General features: G+C 57.3%; 17 protein-coding genes. 10 read left to right on the top strand and 7 right to left on the bottom strand.

Annotated features, from left to right (window positions below; translation table 11 throughout):
• Nucleotides 1-36: 36 nt before the first annotated feature.
• The 4 genes from mnmE to hemE all read right to left on the bottom strand — a co-directional run bounded on the left by mnmE (nt 37) and on the right by hemE (nt 4,500).
• Nucleotides 37-1,359: a tRNA uridine-5-carboxymethylaminomethyl(34) synthesis GTPase MnmE gene (gene mnmE, locus FHT87_RS30625; RefSeq protein ID WP_183806464.1), complete on the bottom strand. Its 1,323-nt coding sequence runs from the start codon at nt 1,357-1,359 to the stop codon at nt 37-39.
• 105 nt (nt 1,360-1,464) lie between these two features.
• The gene (gene rho / locus FHT87_RS30620) at nt 1,465-2,730 is read right to left on the bottom strand and encodes a transcription termination factor Rho (RefSeq protein ID WP_029868909.1); all 1,266 of its coding nucleotides are present in this window, start codon (nt 2,728-2,730) and stop codon (nt 1,465-1,467) included.
• A gap of 196 nt (nt 2,731-2,926) precedes the next feature.
• Nucleotides 2,927-3,463: a protoporphyrinogen oxidase HemJ gene (hemJ, locus tag FHT87_RS30615; protein ID WP_183806462.1), complete on the bottom strand. Its 537-nt coding sequence runs from the start codon at nt 3,461-3,463 to the stop codon at nt 2,927-2,929.
• Entirely contained in the window at nt 3,463-4,500 is a 1,038-nt protein-coding gene (gene hemE / locus FHT87_RS30610) for a uroporphyrinogen decarboxylase (RefSeq protein WP_183806460.1), read from the bottom strand. The genes hemJ and hemE overlap by 1 nt, the downstream gene beginning before the upstream one ends.
• 401 nt (nt 4,501-4,901) lie before the next feature.
• Here hemE and FHT87_RS30605 point away from each other — a divergent pair, with 401 nt between their 5' ends.
• From FHT87_RS30605 to dnaQ, 5 genes are read left to right on the top strand one after another with little or no spacing between them, the layout of a single operon-like run.
• The gene (locus tag FHT87_RS30605; RefSeq protein WP_183734586.1) at nt 4,902-5,723 is read left to right on the top strand and encodes a pyruvate, water dikinase regulatory protein; all 822 of its coding nucleotides are present in this window, start codon (nt 4,902-4,904) and stop codon (nt 5,721-5,723) included.
• A gap of 34 nt (nt 5,724-5,757) precedes the next feature.
• Nucleotides 5,758-6,357: a Maf-like protein gene (locus FHT87_RS30600; RefSeq protein WP_183806458.1), complete on the top strand. Its 600-nt coding sequence runs from the start codon at nt 5,758-5,760 to the stop codon at nt 6,355-6,357.
• Nucleotides 6,350-7,207 (top strand): shikimate dehydrogenase, encoded by an 858-nt coding sequence (locus FHT87_RS30595; protein WP_183806456.1) that lies wholly within the window; start codon nt 6,350-6,352, stop codon nt 7,205-7,207. The genes FHT87_RS30600 and FHT87_RS30595 overlap by 8 nt, the downstream gene beginning before the upstream one ends.
• Nucleotides 7,207-7,818, top strand: a complete 612-nt coding sequence (gene coaE / locus FHT87_RS30590) for a dephospho-CoA kinase (RefSeq protein WP_183734589.1) — start codon at nt 7,207-7,209, stop codon at nt 7,816-7,818. The genes FHT87_RS30595 and coaE overlap by 1 nt, the downstream gene beginning before the upstream one ends.
• Nucleotides 7,811-8,521, top strand: coding sequence for a DNA polymerase III subunit epsilon (dnaQ, locus tag FHT87_RS30585; RefSeq protein WP_183734590.1), 711 nt, complete (start codon nt 7,811-7,813; stop codon nt 8,519-8,521). The genes coaE and dnaQ overlap by 8 nt, the downstream gene beginning before the upstream one ends.
• A gap of 58 nt (nt 8,522-8,579) precedes the next feature.
• Here the strand turns inward: dnaQ and secB are convergent, their stop codons facing one another.
• Together secB and FHT87_RS30575 are read right to left on the bottom strand one after the other, a co-directional pair.
• On the bottom strand, nt 8,580-9,062 hold the full coding sequence (gene secB, locus FHT87_RS30580) for a protein-export chaperone SecB (RefSeq protein WP_007813799.1): 483 nt from the start codon (nt 9,060-9,062) through the stop codon (nt 8,580-8,582).
• A gap of 98 nt (nt 9,063-9,160) precedes the next feature.
• Nucleotides 9,161-9,679 (bottom strand): FxsA family protein, encoded by a 519-nt coding sequence (locus tag FHT87_RS30575; protein WP_183734591.1) that lies wholly within the window; start codon nt 9,677-9,679, stop codon nt 9,161-9,163.
• 126 nt (nt 9,680-9,805) lie between these two features.
• Here FHT87_RS30575 and FHT87_RS30570 point away from each other — a divergent pair, with 126 nt between their 5' ends.
• From FHT87_RS30570 to gyrB, 5 genes are all read left to right on the top strand, one after another.
• Nucleotides 9,806-10,510, top strand: coding sequence for a Tim44/TimA family putative adaptor protein (locus tag FHT87_RS30570; RefSeq protein WP_183734592.1), 705 nt, complete (start codon nt 9,806-9,808; stop codon nt 10,508-10,510).
• Nucleotides 10,503-11,618: a murein transglycosylase A gene (locus FHT87_RS30565; RefSeq protein WP_183806454.1), complete on the top strand. Its 1,116-nt coding sequence runs from the start codon at nt 10,503-10,505 to the stop codon at nt 11,616-11,618. Before FHT87_RS30570 ends, FHT87_RS30565 begins: the two co-directional genes overlap by 8 nt.
• Nucleotides 11,618-12,187 (top strand): Smr/MutS family protein, encoded by a 570-nt coding sequence (locus tag FHT87_RS30560; protein WP_183734594.1) that lies wholly within the window; start codon nt 11,618-11,620, stop codon nt 12,185-12,187. The genes FHT87_RS30565 and FHT87_RS30560 overlap by 1 nt, the downstream gene beginning before the upstream one ends.
• Nucleotides 12,184-12,561: a helix-turn-helix domain-containing protein gene (locus FHT87_RS30555; protein ID WP_183734595.1), complete on the top strand. Its 378-nt coding sequence runs from the start codon at nt 12,184-12,186 to the stop codon at nt 12,559-12,561. The genes FHT87_RS30560 and FHT87_RS30555 overlap by 4 nt, the downstream gene beginning before the upstream one ends.
• A 133-nt stretch (nt 12,562-12,694) precedes the next feature.
• The gene (gene gyrB, locus FHT87_RS30550) at nt 12,695-15,130 is read left to right on the top strand and encodes a DNA topoisomerase (ATP-hydrolyzing) subunit B (protein WP_183806452.1); all 2,436 of its coding nucleotides are present in this window, start codon (nt 12,695-12,697) and stop codon (nt 15,128-15,130) included.
• Between the two features lie 60 nt (nt 15,131-15,190).
• Here gyrB and FHT87_RS30545 read toward each other — a convergent pair whose 3' ends face one another.
• The gene (locus FHT87_RS30545; protein ID WP_183734597.1) at nt 15,191-15,787 is read right to left on the bottom strand and encodes a nitroreductase family protein; all 597 of its coding nucleotides are present in this window, start codon (nt 15,785-15,787) and stop codon (nt 15,191-15,193) included.
• Nucleotides 15,788-15,814: the final 27 nt, after the last annotated feature.

Raw genomic sequence — 15,814 nt, 5'->3', positions numbered from 1 at the left:
TATCCCCGTTCGGTCGCATCGAATGTTCCACGTGAATCATTTTCCGATACAGAACTCCGAAAAGATGACGCCAAGAAGATCTTCGACGTCAACGCGTCCGGTGATACGCCCCAAATGATCACCTGCGAGCCTCAAAGATTCCGCCCTGATCTCCAAACTCTGCTCTGCCTGATCGATTGCCGCTGATAGGGCGCTCAAACATTTCGAGAGTGAATCTTTATGCCGCCCTCGTGTCGGGACGGATAAGGATAATCCCCCAAACTTCCGTTCGATAAAGGAAGAAACATAGTCCCGAAGCTCCGGAAGACCCTCACCCGTCATTGTGGAAATCTGAAGGTCATAGGAATCGACCGAAGGATACAGATCGCACTTAGTGCCGACAATAACATGCGATGAGGCGCGCTCCAAGTCGGCAGGATCCACCGGTAGCGCCGAACCCATATCAGCCAGAAAGAGGACGAGATCGGCATTGGTCAGCGCCATCTGTGCTCTCTTGATACCTTCCTGCTCCACGATATCGACTGTGTCTCGCAGGCCCGCCGTATCATAGAGCTTAACCAGATACCCATTCAGATTGATATCCACATGGAGAACATCACGGGTCGTCCCCGCGATATCGGTAACGATTGCCACATCCCTTTGCGCAAACCAATTCATCAAGCTGGACTTACCAGCATTGGGCGCGCCGGCAATAACGACCTTAAAACCATCGCGGACGATCTCTCCCATTTCCGCATGGGAAAGATGATCTTCCATTTCTCTCCGGAGCTCTGCCAGCGACGTCCAGACTTGATCGGAAACAGATCCAGGAACATCATCCTCGTCCGGAAAATCAAGTTCCGCCTCGATCAGCGCTCGAGAACGCGTAATTCGTTCCGCCCACGAATCATATAGGCGCGACAGACCACCTGAACTCTGCTCAAGTGCCAGACGACGCTGCATTTCAGTCTCGGCCGCAATAAGGTCCGCTAGTCCCTCGACCTCAACGAGATCAAGTTTGCCATTTTCAAAGGCACGGCGGCTGAACTCTCCTTCCATCGCAAGTCGGGTTTGCTGAAACGATGCTAGTTCTCTCAAAAGAGCTGATATGACCGCTTTCGAACCGTGGACCTGGAACTCTGCGGAATCCTCTCCGGTGAAAGACGCCGGACCCGGAAAAAAGAGAACCAGTCCAGAATCGATCGTCAAACCGTTCCGAGTCCGAATCGTTCGGTAGGCGGCAGATCTTGGTGACGGAACTCCGCCGATCAGATCTTCCAGGATAAAACGGGTTTGCGGGCCACTGACACGAACAACAGACACGCCTGACGGCGGAGCGCCGCTTGAAAGAGCGAATATGGTGTCGTTCCACGTTTCCATACGGTCTTCAGCCTATCAGTTCGCTTCCAGATCAATCTAAAACAGAAAAAGGCTGGCGGTCGCATAACGACTCACCAGCCTCGATCTGAGGAATCCGGCTAATGATCAGGTATTCATCGAGTCGAAGAAATCACCATTATTCTTCGTCTGCTTCAGCTTGTCGATGAGGAATTCGATTGCATCAGTCGTGCCCATGGGAGCAAGGATACGGCGCAGGACGAAGATCTTCTGCAGATCCTGCCGCGGAACGAGCAGATCTTCCTTGCGGGTCCCTGACTTGAGAATATCCATGGCCGGGAAGATACGCTTATCGGCAACCTTGCGGTCGAGAACGATTTCCGAGTTACCGGTACCCTTGAACTCTTCGAAGATGACTTCGTCCATGCGGCTGCCGGTGTCGATGAGCGCCGTCGCGATAATGGTCAGCGAACCACCTTCTTCGATATTACGTGCCGCGCCGAAGAACCGCTTCGGGCGCTGCAGGGCATTCGCGTCAACACCACCGGTCAGAACCTTACCTGAAGAAGGAACGACGGTGTTGTAGGCGCGACCAAGGCGAGTGATGGAATCGAGCAGGATGACGACATCGCGGCCGTGTTCCACAAGACGCTTGGCCTTTTCGATCACCATTTCGGCGACCTGGACATGCCGGACCGCCGGCTCATCGAATGTGGAAGAAATGACTTCTCCGCGGACCGACCGCTGCATGTCCGTGACTTCTTCCGGACGTTCGTCGATCAGCAGGACGATCAGGTAGCATTCCGGGTGATTCGCGGTGATCGAATGAGCGATGTTCTGCAGGAGAACCGTTTTACCCGTACGCGGCGGAGCAACGATCAGACCGCGCTGGCCTTTACCAAGAGGCGCCACGAGATCGATGACACGCGGCGAAAGATCCTTGGAGGTTGGAACATCAAGTTCCATCTTGAAACGCTCGTTCGGATAGAGCGGCGTCAGGTTGTCGAAGTGGACCTTGTGACGGATCTTTTCCGGATCGTCAAAGTTGATCGTATTGACCTTTAGAAGCGCGAAATAACGTTCGCCCTCCTTCGGACCACGGATCGGACCCTCGACCGTATCACCGGTCTTCAGTGAAAAACGACGGATCTGGGAAGGGGAGATGTAGATATCGTCCGGGCCGGGCAAATAGTTGGCATTTGCGGAGCGAAGAAACCCGAAACCATCCTGCAGGACTTCAACGACGCCTTCGCCGATAATTTCGATATCCTGACTGGCAAGAACCTTGAGGATTGCAAACATGAGCTCCTGCTTGCGCATCGTGCTCGCATTCTCCACCTCGAGCGATTCGGCAAAAGCCAGAAGATCCGTCGGGGATTTACTCTTAAGTTCCTGAAGCTTCATTTCAGCCATGAAGTGACCAATACTCTTTATTTTAGAAGGGGAAAGGCGATGTTGGGTCGTATTCGGTACTGCGAAAGGGCTCGCAGGCGACTGAACTCTACACACATGCCACGAAGATGAGATGGGCGGAAAATAGCGAGTCGGAACCCGGCCCGCAAGAGGGCTGCTTAAAATGACTGAAATTTAACCCGCACCGCCCCTGGCATCAAAAAGGCTTCACCACGACAAGGATCACGATGAGGATCATCAACACCGTCGGCGCCTCATTCATGAAGCGCCAGTAACGGGCCGAGCGACGGTTCTCATCCCGTTCGAAGGCCCGCACAGCCCTGCTGAAAAAGACATGGACAATGGTCAGAAGGACAACCAACCCGATCTTTGCGTGCAGCCAGCCCCCCTGAAAATCATAGACCGACCAGGCGAGATAAAGACCGAGGACCCAGGTCAGCATCATGGCCGGGTTCATGATGATCCTGAGCAGCCGGCGCTCCATCACCTTGAAGGTCTCGGACTGAATAGAGCCGGGTTCCGCATCCGTATGGTAGATGAAAAGCCGGGGCATGTAGAAAAGCCCGGCCATCCACGAGATCACCGCGATGATGTGGAGGGCCTTGATCCAGAGATAGAGATTGTCGGGGTTCCAGACGAAGAGCCCGACGGCCAGAAGAGCAAAGAAGATCAGCGCAAAATGCGCCCGGCGGCGGGCATAGGCACCCGGCTTTTGATCCGTCTGCTTTTCCATCACGCGGCCCCCGCGCCACGCACACGCTCGACGAGCAGGCGTACATTCTCCGGATCTGCCTGCGGTGTGATGCCATGACCGAGATTGAAGATCAGCGGTCCATTTCCAAGCACCTGAAGAATGTCGTCGATACCTTCCTCCAACGAACGACCGCCAGCCACAACCCGCATCGGATCGAGATTGCCCTGCACCGGTCCGTCCTTCTGCAGCTCGGCCGCAAAAGCGAGCGGGACGGACCAGTCGAGCCCGATCGCATCAGCGCCTGTCTTTTGCCGATAGGTCTTCAGCATGTAGCCCGCACCCTTGGCAAAGGCGATGATCCGCGCCTGCGGCCGCCGCGCCTTGATGGAAGCAATCATGCGAGCAACGGGTCGAATAGCAAAAGCCTCGAATTCTCTCTCTCCGAGAACACCGGCCCAAGAATCGAAGATCTGCACCGCATCAGCGCCCGCATCGATCTGCGCCACGAGATAGTCGGCCGAAACATCGGCAAGCAGCATCAGCAAATGCTCGAAAGCACGCGGATGCCTGTAGGCAAAGAGACGGGCAGGCGCCTGGTCCGGCGTGCCGTGACCGGCAATCATATAGGTAGCCACCGTCCACGGCGCTCCGCAGAAACCGAGAAGCGTCGTCTCCAAAGGAAGCTCTTTCCTCAGACGCCTCACCGTCTCCAGCACCGGCTGCAGGTAACCGACGACATTCTCTCCATCCAGGCCGGCAATACCCCTCTCATCGATCGGATCCATTTCCGGACCATGTCCCTCGGTGAAACGCACATTGCGCTTCATCGCATCAGGAATGACCAGGATGTCTGAAAACAGGATGGCAGCATCAAAGCCGTAGCGCCGTATCGGCTGGAGCGTAACCTCTACGGCATAGTCCGGCGAATAACAGAGATCGAGGAAACTTCCTGCCTTGGCGCGTGTTTCTCTGTATTCCGGCAGATACCGGCCTGCCTGTCTCATCAGCCAGAGAGGAGGTGGGGTCAGCGTTTCACCGTCGAGAACCCGCATGATTTTCCGGCGCATTTCGCTCAAGCGCTTCTTCCCTATAAAAATCCAAAGATATTTAAAAGGTTTCTATTTCTTAGAGTCGGTGTCTATCAAGGATTAAAATCCATCCACGGACAGCGCTATTTGTCACGGCGGACACGAATAGCCCGCACAGAAAACGCCGTTTGATTCCCAAAACCAGGGAAAATTCGAATCAGACAGCGATTCCAGAGGTTTCACTAGATGTCATTTGAAACCCTTGCTGTGGATAAGCTGTGAATCCCGACGGGACCTTTGGTTAAAGTCCCCATCATCCACAAGCTGATGCAATATGACATCGCCAAATCCGGAATGTGGAAAAGGGGACATGTTTTCCCTTGCCTCGATCCCGGCCCGCCCATTAGCTCTTCGCTATCCAGTCTTTTCAACAGGCAGCGGAAAATAGCGTGGAGAACAGAACCAACTTCTTCCATCTGCATCTGATTTCTGACTCCACCGGGGAGACTCTGATCTCGGCTGGCCGGGCTGCATCAGCGCAATTCAAGTCCGCCCAGCCAATCGAGCATGTCTATCCGCTGATCCGCAACCGCAAGCAATTGATGCCGGTTCTCCAGGCGATCGACAATGAACCCGGCATCGTGCTCTACACGATCGTCGACCGCGAACTCGCAAGCCTCATCGATGAGCGCTGCGCGGAAATGGGTGTGGCATCCGTCAATGTCCTGGAGCCGGTCATCGGTGCGTTCCAGATCTATCTCGGTGCGCCGTCAAGGCGCCGCGTCGGCGCCCAGCATGTCATGAACGCTGGATACTTTGCGCGTATCGAGGCCCTGAACTTCACCATGGATCACGATGACGGTCAGATGCATGAAGACTATAATGAGGCCGATGTCGTCATCGTCGGGATCAGCCGCACGTCAAAAACGCCAACCAGCATCTATCTTGCAAACCGTGGCATCAAGACGGCGAACATACCGATCGTTTATGGCGTGCCTTTGCCCGAGGGTCTGCTGACTGCAACCAGACCCCTGATCGTCTGCCTCATCGCCACCACCGACCGGATTTCCCAAGTTCGGGAAAATCGCCTGCTCGGAACGACACCCGGTTTCGACCGTGAGCATTATACCGACCGGGCGGCAATCTCGGAGGAGCTGAAATATGCACGCTCCCTCTGTGCCCGGCATAATTGGCCGATGATCGATGTGACGCGGCGCTCGATCGAGGAAACGGCGGCGGCCATCGTTGCCCTGCGGCCGAAGCTGCGTTAAGCGCTGAACAACTGAATTGTTGTCGAGGACCTGGATGACACCGAAGCTCGTTCTTGCATCGTCGAGCCCGTTCCGCCGCATGCTGATGGAAAATGCCGGCCTCGCTTTCGAAGCGCATGCTGCTCAGATCGACGAGCGGGCAATAGAAGCGCCGTTGGAAAAATCCGGGGCGACGCCGGATGAAGTAGCGCTCGTTCTGGCGGAGGCAAAAGCGGAATATGTCAGCCGGCGCTTCAGCGCCGCGCTGATCATCGGCTCGGACCAGACGATGTCACTCGGCTCTCAGGTTTTTCACAAACCGGAAGATATGACCGATGCTGCCAATCATCTGCGTGTGCTTGCAGGCAAGACACATCGCCTGAACAGCGCGATCGCCATTGTCAGAAACGGTGAAGTCTTGTGGCGGCACGTCGCGCACGCCGAACTGACGATGCGACCGCTGACGGACGATTTCATCGCGCGTCATCTGGAACGCGTCGGTGCAAAGGCACTGGCGAGTGTCGGGGCCTATCAATTGGAGGGGGAGGGGATCCAGCTATTCGAGAAAATCGACGGCGACTATTTCACGATCCTTGGCCTACCGATGTTACCGCTCCTTGCAAAACTCCGGGAACTGGAAGCGATCGATGGATGATTCACGTGAAACACTAGGGCCGAAAGCGTTTGTCACGGGCTTTCCAGTCAGGCACTCGCGCTCACCGCTGATCCACGGTCACTGGCTAAAGGCGCTCAATCTGCCCGGCAGTTACCGCGCCCATGAGGTCGCCCCGGAAGCCTTTGCGAATTTTATCGCCTCCCTGCGAGACGGTAGCGCTGGTTTCATCGGCGGCAACGTCACAATCCCTCACAAGGAATTGGCCTTCAAATTGGCCGATGAGCCCGATGAACTCTCGGAAGAACTCGGCGCCTCGAATACGCTGTGGCTGGAGGACGGAAAACTTGTCGCCACCAACACGGATGGCCGCGGCTTCACTGCTAATCTCGATGAACGCCATCCCGGCTGGGACCGGCACGATAGGGTCGTGATCTTTGGCGCCGGCGGTGCGAGCCGAGCGGTCATCCAGGCCGTCCGTGACCGAGGTTTCAGCGAAATCCACGTCGTCAATCGCACGGTCGAGCGGGCGCGGGAACTGGCCGACCGCTTCGGCCCGAAGGTCCATGCCCATCCGATGGCGGCTATCGGCGAAGTGATGAAAGGGGCCGGACTATTCATCAACACTACGTCTCTTGGGATGGATGGGGATGCGGCACCGGTGATCGACTTTTCGCCGCTGGCCCCGGATGCTGTCGTTACCGACATTGTCTATGTGCCGCTGAAAACGCCGATCCTCGCTCAGGCGGAGGAGCAAGGTTTCGCCATTGTCGATGGCCTTGGCATGCTATTGCATCAGGCCGTGCCGGGATTTGAAAAATGGTTCGGCAAACGGCCCGTCGTCGATGAAACGCTGCGGGCTCTGATAATAGCGGATATGGAAAAACACTGATGCTGAAGATCGGCCTCACCGGTTCCATCGGAATGGGCAAGTCGACGACGGCGAAGCTCTTTGCGGAAGCTGGTGTTCCGGTTAACGATTCCGATGCGGTCGTCCATGATCTCTATGCTGGCGAGGCAGCCCCTTTGGTCGATGCGGCTTTCCCCGGCACGATGAAAAACGGTGTTGTTGATCGTCAGGAACTTGGCCGCCAGCTCGCTCAGGACCCGGCTGGTTTCAAGCGGCTTGAACAAATCGTCCACCCTCTGGTGCGCAGGCGGGAGAGTGAATTCCTGGCGCGGCAGGAGGACGCGGGGGCAGATATGGTAGTGCTCGATATACCCCTGCTTTTCGAGACCGGCGCCGAACAGAGGGTTGATGTTATTGTCGTCGTCAGCGCCGATCCACAGATTCAGCGACGGAGAGTGCTTGCACGTCCGAACATGACGGAAGAAAAATTCAATATGATTCTCTCTCGCCAGACACCCGATGCGGAAAAACGCCGCCGGGCTGACTACGTCGTGGACAGCGGCCACGACATCGAGGTGGCAAGGGAACAAGTGGCAGATATCATCGCCGACCTGAAGAAGCGGATAGCGAAGGACGAAGCCCCGCATGCGTGAAATCATTTTCGATACGGAAACCACCGGCCTCGACAATCGCTCGGACCGCATCATTGAAATCGGCGGCATCGAACTCCTCAACCATTTTCCGACAGGAAGGACGATCCATCTTTTCGTCAATCCGGGTGACCAGAAGGTTCATCCGGATGCGCTCGCCGTGCATGGCATCACTGACGAATTTCTGAAGGACAAACCGCCCTTTGCTGATGTCGTCGACCAGATCCTGGAATTTTTCGGCGACGGCAAATGGATCGCCCACAACGCCACCTTCGATATGGGTTTCGTCAACTCCGAACTAGCCCGGATCGGCTTGCCACCCATCCTGCCGGATCGGGTCGTCGATACGCTCTCGCTTGCCCGCCGTAAGCATCCTATGGGTCCAAACTCGCTCGATGCGTTGTGCCGTCGTTACGGCATCGACAATTCGCACCGGACGAAACACGGCGCCCTTCTCGACTCCGAGCTTCTGGCCGAAGTTTATATCGAGATGATCGGCGGTCGGCAGGCAGCACTCGGTCTTTCGGGTCCCGCAAGCCAGCGCACGGGTGAAGTCGCGGTGGAAGAGGTTATCGTCGCCACCATCATCGAGCGGCCGCGGCCGCTGGCGCCGCGATTGAGCGAAGAGGAAGCCGAAGCCCACAACGCCTTGATCGCCAAACTTGGACAGAAGGCAGTCTGGTCCAAATACGATCAATTCGACTGAAACAAAAATGCCCGGGTTTTTTGCCCGGGCATTTGAATATCCAGCCTGTGAGAGCCGCTCAGTTCGGAACGGCCTGAACCTTGGAGCGAGCCTGCTCTTCGGCAACGCGCTGCGCGAACATCTGCGCGAAATCGATCGGATCGATCATCAGCGGCGGGAAGCCGCCGTTGCGGGTGACGTCGGCAATGATCTGGCGGGCGAACGGGAAGAGCATGCGCGGGCATTCGATGAAGAGAACCGGCAGCATGTGCTCCTGCGGGAAGCCGGCAACGCGGAAGACACCGCCATAGACGAGCTCGGTATGGAATACCGTCTTATCGCCTTCCTTGGCTTCAGCGATCAGCGACAGCACGACATCGAAATCCGTTTCGGACAACGGGTTAGCGTTGACGTTCACATTGATGTTGATCGCCGGTGCCTTGTCGCGGGCCTGAAGCGAGCGCGGTGCGCCCGGGTTTTCGAAGGAAAGATCCTTGACGTATTGGGCAAGGATCGAAAGGGTCGGGCTCGCTGCGCCGTTGCTGCTGTTATCGTCTGCCATGGGCTTTTCCTCGAGGGGCATTGAATGGTGCCGCCATCTAACATTTCGGGGATAGGCTTACAACCCTGGGCCTCCGGCGCAGTTAATACGCCGCCGCATCAGTCACCGAGCTGTTTGCCGGACCAGGGCGACTTGCCGTTCGGCTCGCGATGATAGTCCTCTTCATCGAGATCGACCACCTTTGAATCGCCCGACTTGTCTGGCCGGCCTCGAAAATCCGGACGCGAGGACGCCGAAAAACCGCCGCCGGCCGTGCCAACGACAACGAAACGCTTTGCGATCGACCGCCAAAGCAGATTGCGAACCTGCGGGATAAGAAGCAGGATCGCCAGTATATCCGAGAGAAAGCCCGGGATGATGAAGAGCAGCGCGGCGATTACGGTCATCGCCGGATTGAGCAATTCCCGTCCAGGCATGGTACCGCTGCGCCCCTCGGCGGACATGCGACGCAGGATGCTGATACCTTGCCGGCGCAAGAGGAATGAACCGACGACAAAGCCCAGCACGACAAGCGCCAGCGTCGCGGCAAGTCCAACTGCGCGGCCGACAATCACGAAGCCGGCGATCTCGGCAAGCGGCAGAAGCAGCCCGAAAACCGGCAGCATGGAAAAACGCATCTCTTTATCCCGAGTGGCTCGGGCTCCTCTTGGCACTGGCGAAGATACCAGCCATGATTTGAATCATTCGTATAGCCGGACTATATGGGGTTAGATATTAGGGATGTTAACAGCGAACGGCGGGATATGAGTTCAAACGACTTCATCACTTTATTTTTCTTGGTGGCGGCGGTGCTGATTTTCTTTCAGCTTCGGTCCGTTCTTGGACGTCGCACCGGAAATGAGAAGCCGCCGCGTGATCTCTATACGCCACGGGACGCCGCGCAGAACGATACCGCCGATGCCGGCAAGGTCGTAACTCTGCCACGACGCGATGCGAATGGCGAAGAGGAAGATCGCTTTTCCGCCATCGACGCTTTCGCACCGGCCGGCACGCCGCTGAACGAATCGTTGCGAGCGCTCAACCGAGCCGATGCCTCCTTCGACCCCAAGGAATTCTTGAATGGCGCCCGCATGGCCTACGAGATGATTGTCATGGCCTTTGCCGATGGAGACCGTAAAACGCTGAAGAATCTTCTCTCCCGGGAAGTCTATGACGGCTTCGACGCGGCGATCAGCGATCGCGAAAACAAAGGCGAGAAGATGAAGTCCACCTTCGTGGGTATCGACAAGGCCGAGATTACCCATGCCGAGACCAAGGGCAGCGAGGCGCAGATTACCGTGCGCATCATCAGCCAGCTGATCTCAGCGACTTACGACAAGAGCGACGCACTGATCGACGGCGATGCCGAAAATGTCGCCGAGGTCAACGACCTCTGGACCTTCGCTCGCGATACGCGATCGCGAGACCCCAACTGGAAACTCGTCGCGACCGAATCGGAACATGAGTGACGCAGCCGGCTTTGCCCTTCAGGCAGTCAGTTTCGACGCAATGGAAGGCTGGAGGGATGACGATCCCTCCAGCCTTTTTGAAGTCATGGCTAGCTGTCGCCGTCATATTTCCGAAACGAACCCTTATCGTACCGGTTCGCTGGGGCTGAGTTCAGCCGATCTTCTTCCATTGCTGGAGGAAGCAGAGGCGTTTCGTCCGTCCTCGGCAGAGGAAGCCCGCGCCTTTTTTGAAAAGCACTGTCAGCCGTTCCGGATTGTCCGGGCCGACGGCGTCAGTGGTTTCGTCACTGCCTTCTACGAACCGGAAATCGACGTTTCCGACAGACAGGATGCGACCTACCGTTTTCCCATCTACCGGCGCCCGGAGGACCTCATCGACCTCGATGATCAAAATCGTCCAGGCAAGCTCGATGGTTCTTACGTATTCGGGCGGTTGCGTGACGGGCTGATCGATGCCTATCCGGATCGTCGTGACATCGATCAGGGCTATCTCGAAGGCTGCGGTCTTGAGATCGCCTGGGCGAAATCGAAGGCCGATCTTTTTTTCGTCCATGTCCAAGGCGCCGCTCGTCTGCGTTATCCGGATGGCAGCATCGGACGTATCACCTATGCCGCCAAAGCCGGCCATCCGTTCTCGGCCATCGGCAAGCTGCTGATCGACCGTGGCGAAATTGACCGCGCCGACATATCCATGCAGTCAATCCGCGCCTGGCTCGCTGCCCATCCGGACCAGGTCGACGAAATCCTCTGGCATAACCGCTCCTATATCTTCTTTCGGGAAGCGCCGGTGGACGATCCGAATGCGGGGCCGATCGCCGCAGCGAAGGTACCATTGCTTGCGGGTCGCTCGCTCGCTGTTGACCGCCTGGTCCATACTTTCGGCTTTCCATTCTTCATCCGCTCCGAAAGCCTGACGCATCTTGATGGCGGCAAGCCGTTTCAGCGGCTGATGCTGGCCCTGGACACCGGTTCGGCAATCGTCGGCCCCGCACGCGGCGACATTTTCACCGGTTCGGGTTATGCTGCGGGAGAACTGGCAGGGACGGTGCGCAACGATGCCGATTTTGTAATTCTCATTCCGAATACCGCTGCAGCGAGGTTCCTCTGATGGCGAAGGACCGCAAGCTCAGCTCGGACGAAAGAATCCTCTGGGGCAGGGTAGCCCGCAGCACCCGGCCTATGCCTGGCAAGACGGATGAGCTGACCGCGCTCGACGCATTCCTGCTGGAAGCCGAAGCAGCGGCCGAACAGGAAAAGGCCGAAAAGCAGAAGACGGCTTCACCTCATCTGCAGCAGCCAGCACCGCAAATGCCCGCAAAACAGCCATCGGGCGTCCACCATCCGCTGGAGCGGCCGGTCAAGCGCAAGATCGCAAAGGGCAAACTGGCACTGGAAGCGCGCATCGACCTTCACGGCATGGTGCAGAGCGAAGCACATTCTTTCTTGCTCGATTTCCTGATCCGGGCTCATGAGCGCGGTATGCGGCATGTTCTCGTCATTACTGGCAAGGGTAGCTCCATGGGTAGCGAAGGCGCCTTGAAACGTGCCGTGCCGCTCTGGTTCTCCAAGCCGGAATTCCGCTTTCTGATTTCGTCCTATGAGTCGGCGGCCCAGCATCATGGTGGCGAGGGTGCGCTCTATATCCGCCTCTCCCGGCGCTCCGGAGAAACGTCGTGACGCCGTTTGCTGAAGCAGTCCGCAAGCTGCGCGCCCGCAAGGGCGTGACGCAGAAACAGATGGCGGCCGCCCTGAATGTTTCGCCTGCCTATCTCTCGGCGCTCGAGCATGGAAGGCGCGGCGTGCCGAGCTTCGATCTCCTGCAGCGCATCGCCGGCTACTTCAACATCATCTGGGATGAGGCGGAGGAACTCTTCCTCGTTGCAGGCTCTTCTGATCCGCGTGTGATCGTGGATACTTCGGGCCTGCCGCCCGAATATACCGAATTCGCCAATCGCCTTGCCAAGCGAATTCGCAACCTTGACAGCACCGATATCGCCCGGCTATCGGCGTTTCTTGAAAATGGCGGCAAAGGGGACGGAAAAGCGTCATAATCCCCTGATTTATGCCTTGTTTTAGGGCCTTGCCATTGGGAACTCGCTGCAAAAAACCTATATTCAACATTGAAAAAGCCGGTGATTCGCAAGGCGCGCCGTTGCTGACGACAACAGGGAAAATCTCGACAGAATGACCGATGCACCCGCGACGGAAAACGGCGTAAATACCGAATATGGCGCAGATTCCATCAAGGTTCTGAAAGGCCTTGATGCCGTGCGCAAGCGCCCCGGCATGTATATCGGCGATACCGACGACGGCTCCGGCCTTCACCATATGGTCTACGAAGTCGTTGATAACGCGATCGACGAAGCGCTCGCCGGTCATGCCGATATCGTTACCGTTTCGCTTAATCCTGATGGTTCGGTGACTGTGACGGATAATGGCCGCGGCATTCCGACGGATATCCATAGCGGCGAAGGCGTATCGGCTGCCGAAGTCATCATGACCCAGCTGCATGCCGGCGGTAAGTTCGACCAGAATTCCTACAAGGTTTCGGGTGGTCTGCATGGCGTCGGCGTTTCGGTCGTCAACGCGCTCTCGGTGTGGCTGAAGCTGAAGATTCGCCGCCACGGCAAGATCCATGAGATGAGCTTCACCCACGGCGTTGCCGATGCGCCGCTGAAGGTGACCGGCGAAGCCGGTAACGAGACCGGCACGGAAGTTAGCTTCATGCCGAGCTCCGGAACCTTCACCATGACGGAGTTCGATTATGGCACGCTTGAGCACCGCCTGCGTGAACTGGCCTTCCTCAATTCCGGCGTCCGCATCCTGCTGACGGACAAGCGTCATTCCGACATCAAGCAGGAAGAGATGATGTATGACGGCGGCCTCGAGGCCTTCGTCTCCTATCTCGATCGCGCCAAGAAGCCGCTCGTCGAAAAGCCGGTCGCGATCCGCGGCGAGAAGGACGGCATTACCGTCGAAGTCGCCATGTGGTGGAACGATAGCTACCACGAGAACGTGCTCTGCTTTACCAATAACATTCCCCAGCGCGATGGCGGCACGCATATGGCCGGTTTCCGCGCCGCATTGACACGCCAGATCACCTCCTATGCCGATACCTCTGGCATCACCAAGAAGGAAAAGGTGACACTGACCGGTGATGACTGCCGCGAAGGCCTGACCGCCGTCCTGTCGGTAAAGGTGCCGGATCCAAAATTCTCGTCGCAGACCAAGGATAAGCTCGTTTCCTCGGAAGTGCGTCCGGTTGTCGAAAGCCTGGTCAACGAGGCGCTCAGCACCTGGCTCGAAGAACATCCCGGTGAAGCCAAGGTTCTCGTCGGCAAGGTCGTCGAAGCCGCTGCTGCCCGCGAAGCCGCCCGCAAGGCGCGCGAATTGACGCGCCGCAAGGGTGCGCTCGATATTGCTTCGCTTCCTGGGAAGCTTGCCGATTGCTCCGAGCGTGATCCGGCCAAGTCCGAAGTTTTCCTCGTCGAGGGCGACTCGGCAGGCGGTTCGGCCAAGCAGGGGCGCTCGCGCGAAAATCAGGCGATCCTGCCGTTGCGTGGCAAGATCCTGAATGTCGAACGCGCCCGTTTCGACAAGATGCTGTCGAGCCAGGAAATCGGCACGCTGATCACTGCACTCGGCACCGGCATCGGCAAGGACGAATTCAACGCCGAAAAGCTGCGTTATCACAAGATCATCATCATGACGGACGCTGACGTCGATGGCGCCCACATCCGCACGCTGCTGCTTACCTTCTTCTTCCGCCAGATGCCGGAACTGATCGAACGCGGCCATCTCTATATCGCCCAGCCACCGCTCTATAAGGTCTCGCGCGGCAAGTCGGTGCAGTACGTCAAGAATGAAAAGGCATTGGAAGACTATTTGATCGGCCAGGGTCTCGATGACGCGGCGCTGAAGCTCGCCAGCGGTGAGGTCCGCGTCGGGCAGGACCTGAACGAGGTCATTCACGATGCCCTGCGTCTGCGTGCACTGCTCGATAACCTGCATTCGCGTTACAATCGCGCGGTCGTCGAGCAGGCAGCCATTGCCGGCGCGCTCAATGCTGAACTGGTCAGCAATGCCGAACGCGCTCAGGAACTGGCGATAGAAGTGGCCAAGCGCCTCGATATTATCGCCGAGGAAACTGAACGTGGTTGGGAAGGCAGCCTCACCAGCGAGGGCGGCATTCGTCTGGAGCGCATGGTCCGCGGCGTCAAGGAAGTCATTGTGCTCGATATGGCACTGATCGGTTCCCAGGATGCTCGCCTTATCGACCAGCTCACGCCGCGCATGAAAGAAATCTATCAGATACCGCCCGCACTGAGCCGGCGGGACGGGGATCAGGAAATTTCCGGCCCTCGCGCTTTGCTCGATGCAATTTTTGCAAGTGGTCGCAAGGGCCTGACAATGCAGCGCTACAAGGGTCTTGGCGAAATGAATGCCGAGCAGCTTTGGGAAACGACGCTCGATCCGAACGTTCGCTCCCTGCTGCAGGTAAAGGTCAGCGATGCGACCGATGCCGACGGTCTCTTTGCTCGTTTGATGGGCGATGAGGTCGAGCCACGCCGCGAATTCATCCAGGAAAATGCACTGAGCGTCGCAAACCTCGATATCTGACCGAAACCGCTCACGAAAGAGCCCCGCAGCCATCAGGCTTGCGGGGCTTTTTATTTGTAATCAATCGTTGCCGATGAAATGACCGTTGAAGGCGACTTCCGAAAGCGGCTTGCGCTGGCTCGGAAATTCGCGCTCGCGGTTGCGCTCGGAAAGGGTGTTCTTGTCGGCGATGCGACCGACGGCAATGCCGGCTTCGACGCGATAGCCATCGGGAACACCAAGCTTTTCCTTGATCTCGTCATGCTTGATGCCGCCCATGCCATGGGCATAGAAGCCGGAAATACGGGCTTGCATGGCAAGATGGCCCCAGGCTGTCCCAGCATCGAAAGAGTGCGTATAGCTTGAGCGTCCCTCGCTGCGAGCGCCGTTGAAGCTGCGCGAGACCACAAAGATCAGCGCCGAAGCGTTCTTCGCCCATTCCTGGTTGGATTCGACGAGCAGGCTCACGAATTCTTCCCAATGCTCGGAGCCCTTCAATGCATAGAGGAACCGCCACGGCTGCATGTTTGCGGAGGACGGTGCCCAGTGTGCGGCATCGAGCAGTGTCAGCAGCTGAGCCTCTTCGATGATCTCGCCGGTAAAGGCGCGGGGCGACCAGCGGTCGAGAAACATCGGATCGATTGCATATTCGGATTCGCGGCTATTGGCTTTCGTCATACTGGCTTCCGGAAGTTGGCGATGGAC

The sequence above is a fragment of the Rhizobium sp. BK316 genome, from assembly GCF_014193695.1.
In the GTDB taxonomy this organism is placed as follows: Bacteria; Pseudomonadota; Alphaproteobacteria; order Rhizobiales; family Rhizobiaceae; genus Rhizobium.
This window is presented reverse-complemented; position numbering and strand designations above follow the sequence as displayed.

Excerpts from the sequence above, each read along its gene's own strand:
- FHT87_RS30575 (WP_183734591.1), bottom strand. The coding sequence starts at position 9,679 with ATGCGTTTTTCCATGCTGCCGGTTTTCGGGCTGCTTCTGCCGCTTGCC.
- FHT87_RS30545 (WP_183734597.1), bottom strand. The coding sequence starts at position 15,787 with ATGACGAAAGCCAATAGCCGCGAATCCGAATATGCAATCGATCCGATG.
- FHT87_RS30565 (WP_183806454.1), top strand. The coding sequence starts at position 10,503 with ATGAGTGACGCAGCCGGCTTTGCCCTTCAGGCAGTCAGTTTCGACGCA.
- FHT87_RS30570 (WP_183734592.1), top strand. The coding sequence starts at position 9,806 with ATGAGTTCAAACGACTTCATCACTTTATTTTTCTTGGTGGCGGCGGTG.
- mnmE (WP_183806464.1), bottom strand. The coding sequence starts at position 1,359 with ATGGAAACGTGGAACGACACCATATTCGCTCTTTCAAGCGGCGCTCCG.
- FHT87_RS30560 (WP_183734594.1), top strand. The coding sequence starts at position 11,618 with ATGGCGAAGGACCGCAAGCTCAGCTCGGACGAAAGAATCCTCTGGGGC.
- gyrB (WP_183806452.1), top strand. The coding sequence starts at position 12,695 with ATGACCGATGCACCCGCGACGGAAAACGGCGTAAATACCGAATATGGC.
- rho (WP_029868909.1), bottom strand. The coding sequence starts at position 2,730 with ATGGCTGAAATGAAGCTTCAGGAACTTAAGAGTAAATCCCCGACGGAT.
- dnaQ (WP_183734590.1), top strand. The coding sequence starts at position 7,811 with ATGCGTGAAATCATTTTCGATACGGAAACCACCGGCCTCGACAATCGC.
- coaE (WP_183734589.1), top strand. The coding sequence starts at position 7,207 with ATGCTGAAGATCGGCCTCACCGGTTCCATCGGAATGGGCAAGTCGACG.
- hemJ (WP_183806462.1), bottom strand. The coding sequence starts at position 3,463 with ATGGAAAAGCAGACGGATCAAAAGCCGGGTGCCTATGCCCGCCGCCGG.
- FHT87_RS30600 (WP_183806458.1), top strand. The coding sequence starts at position 5,758 with ATGACACCGAAGCTCGTTCTTGCATCGTCGAGCCCGTTCCGCCGCATG.
- FHT87_RS30595 (WP_183806456.1), top strand. The coding sequence starts at position 6,350 with ATGGATGATTCACGTGAAACACTAGGGCCGAAAGCGTTTGTCACGGGC.
- secB (WP_007813799.1), bottom strand. The coding sequence starts at position 9,062 with ATGGCAGACGATAACAGCAGCAACGGCGCAGCGAGCCCGACCCTTTCG.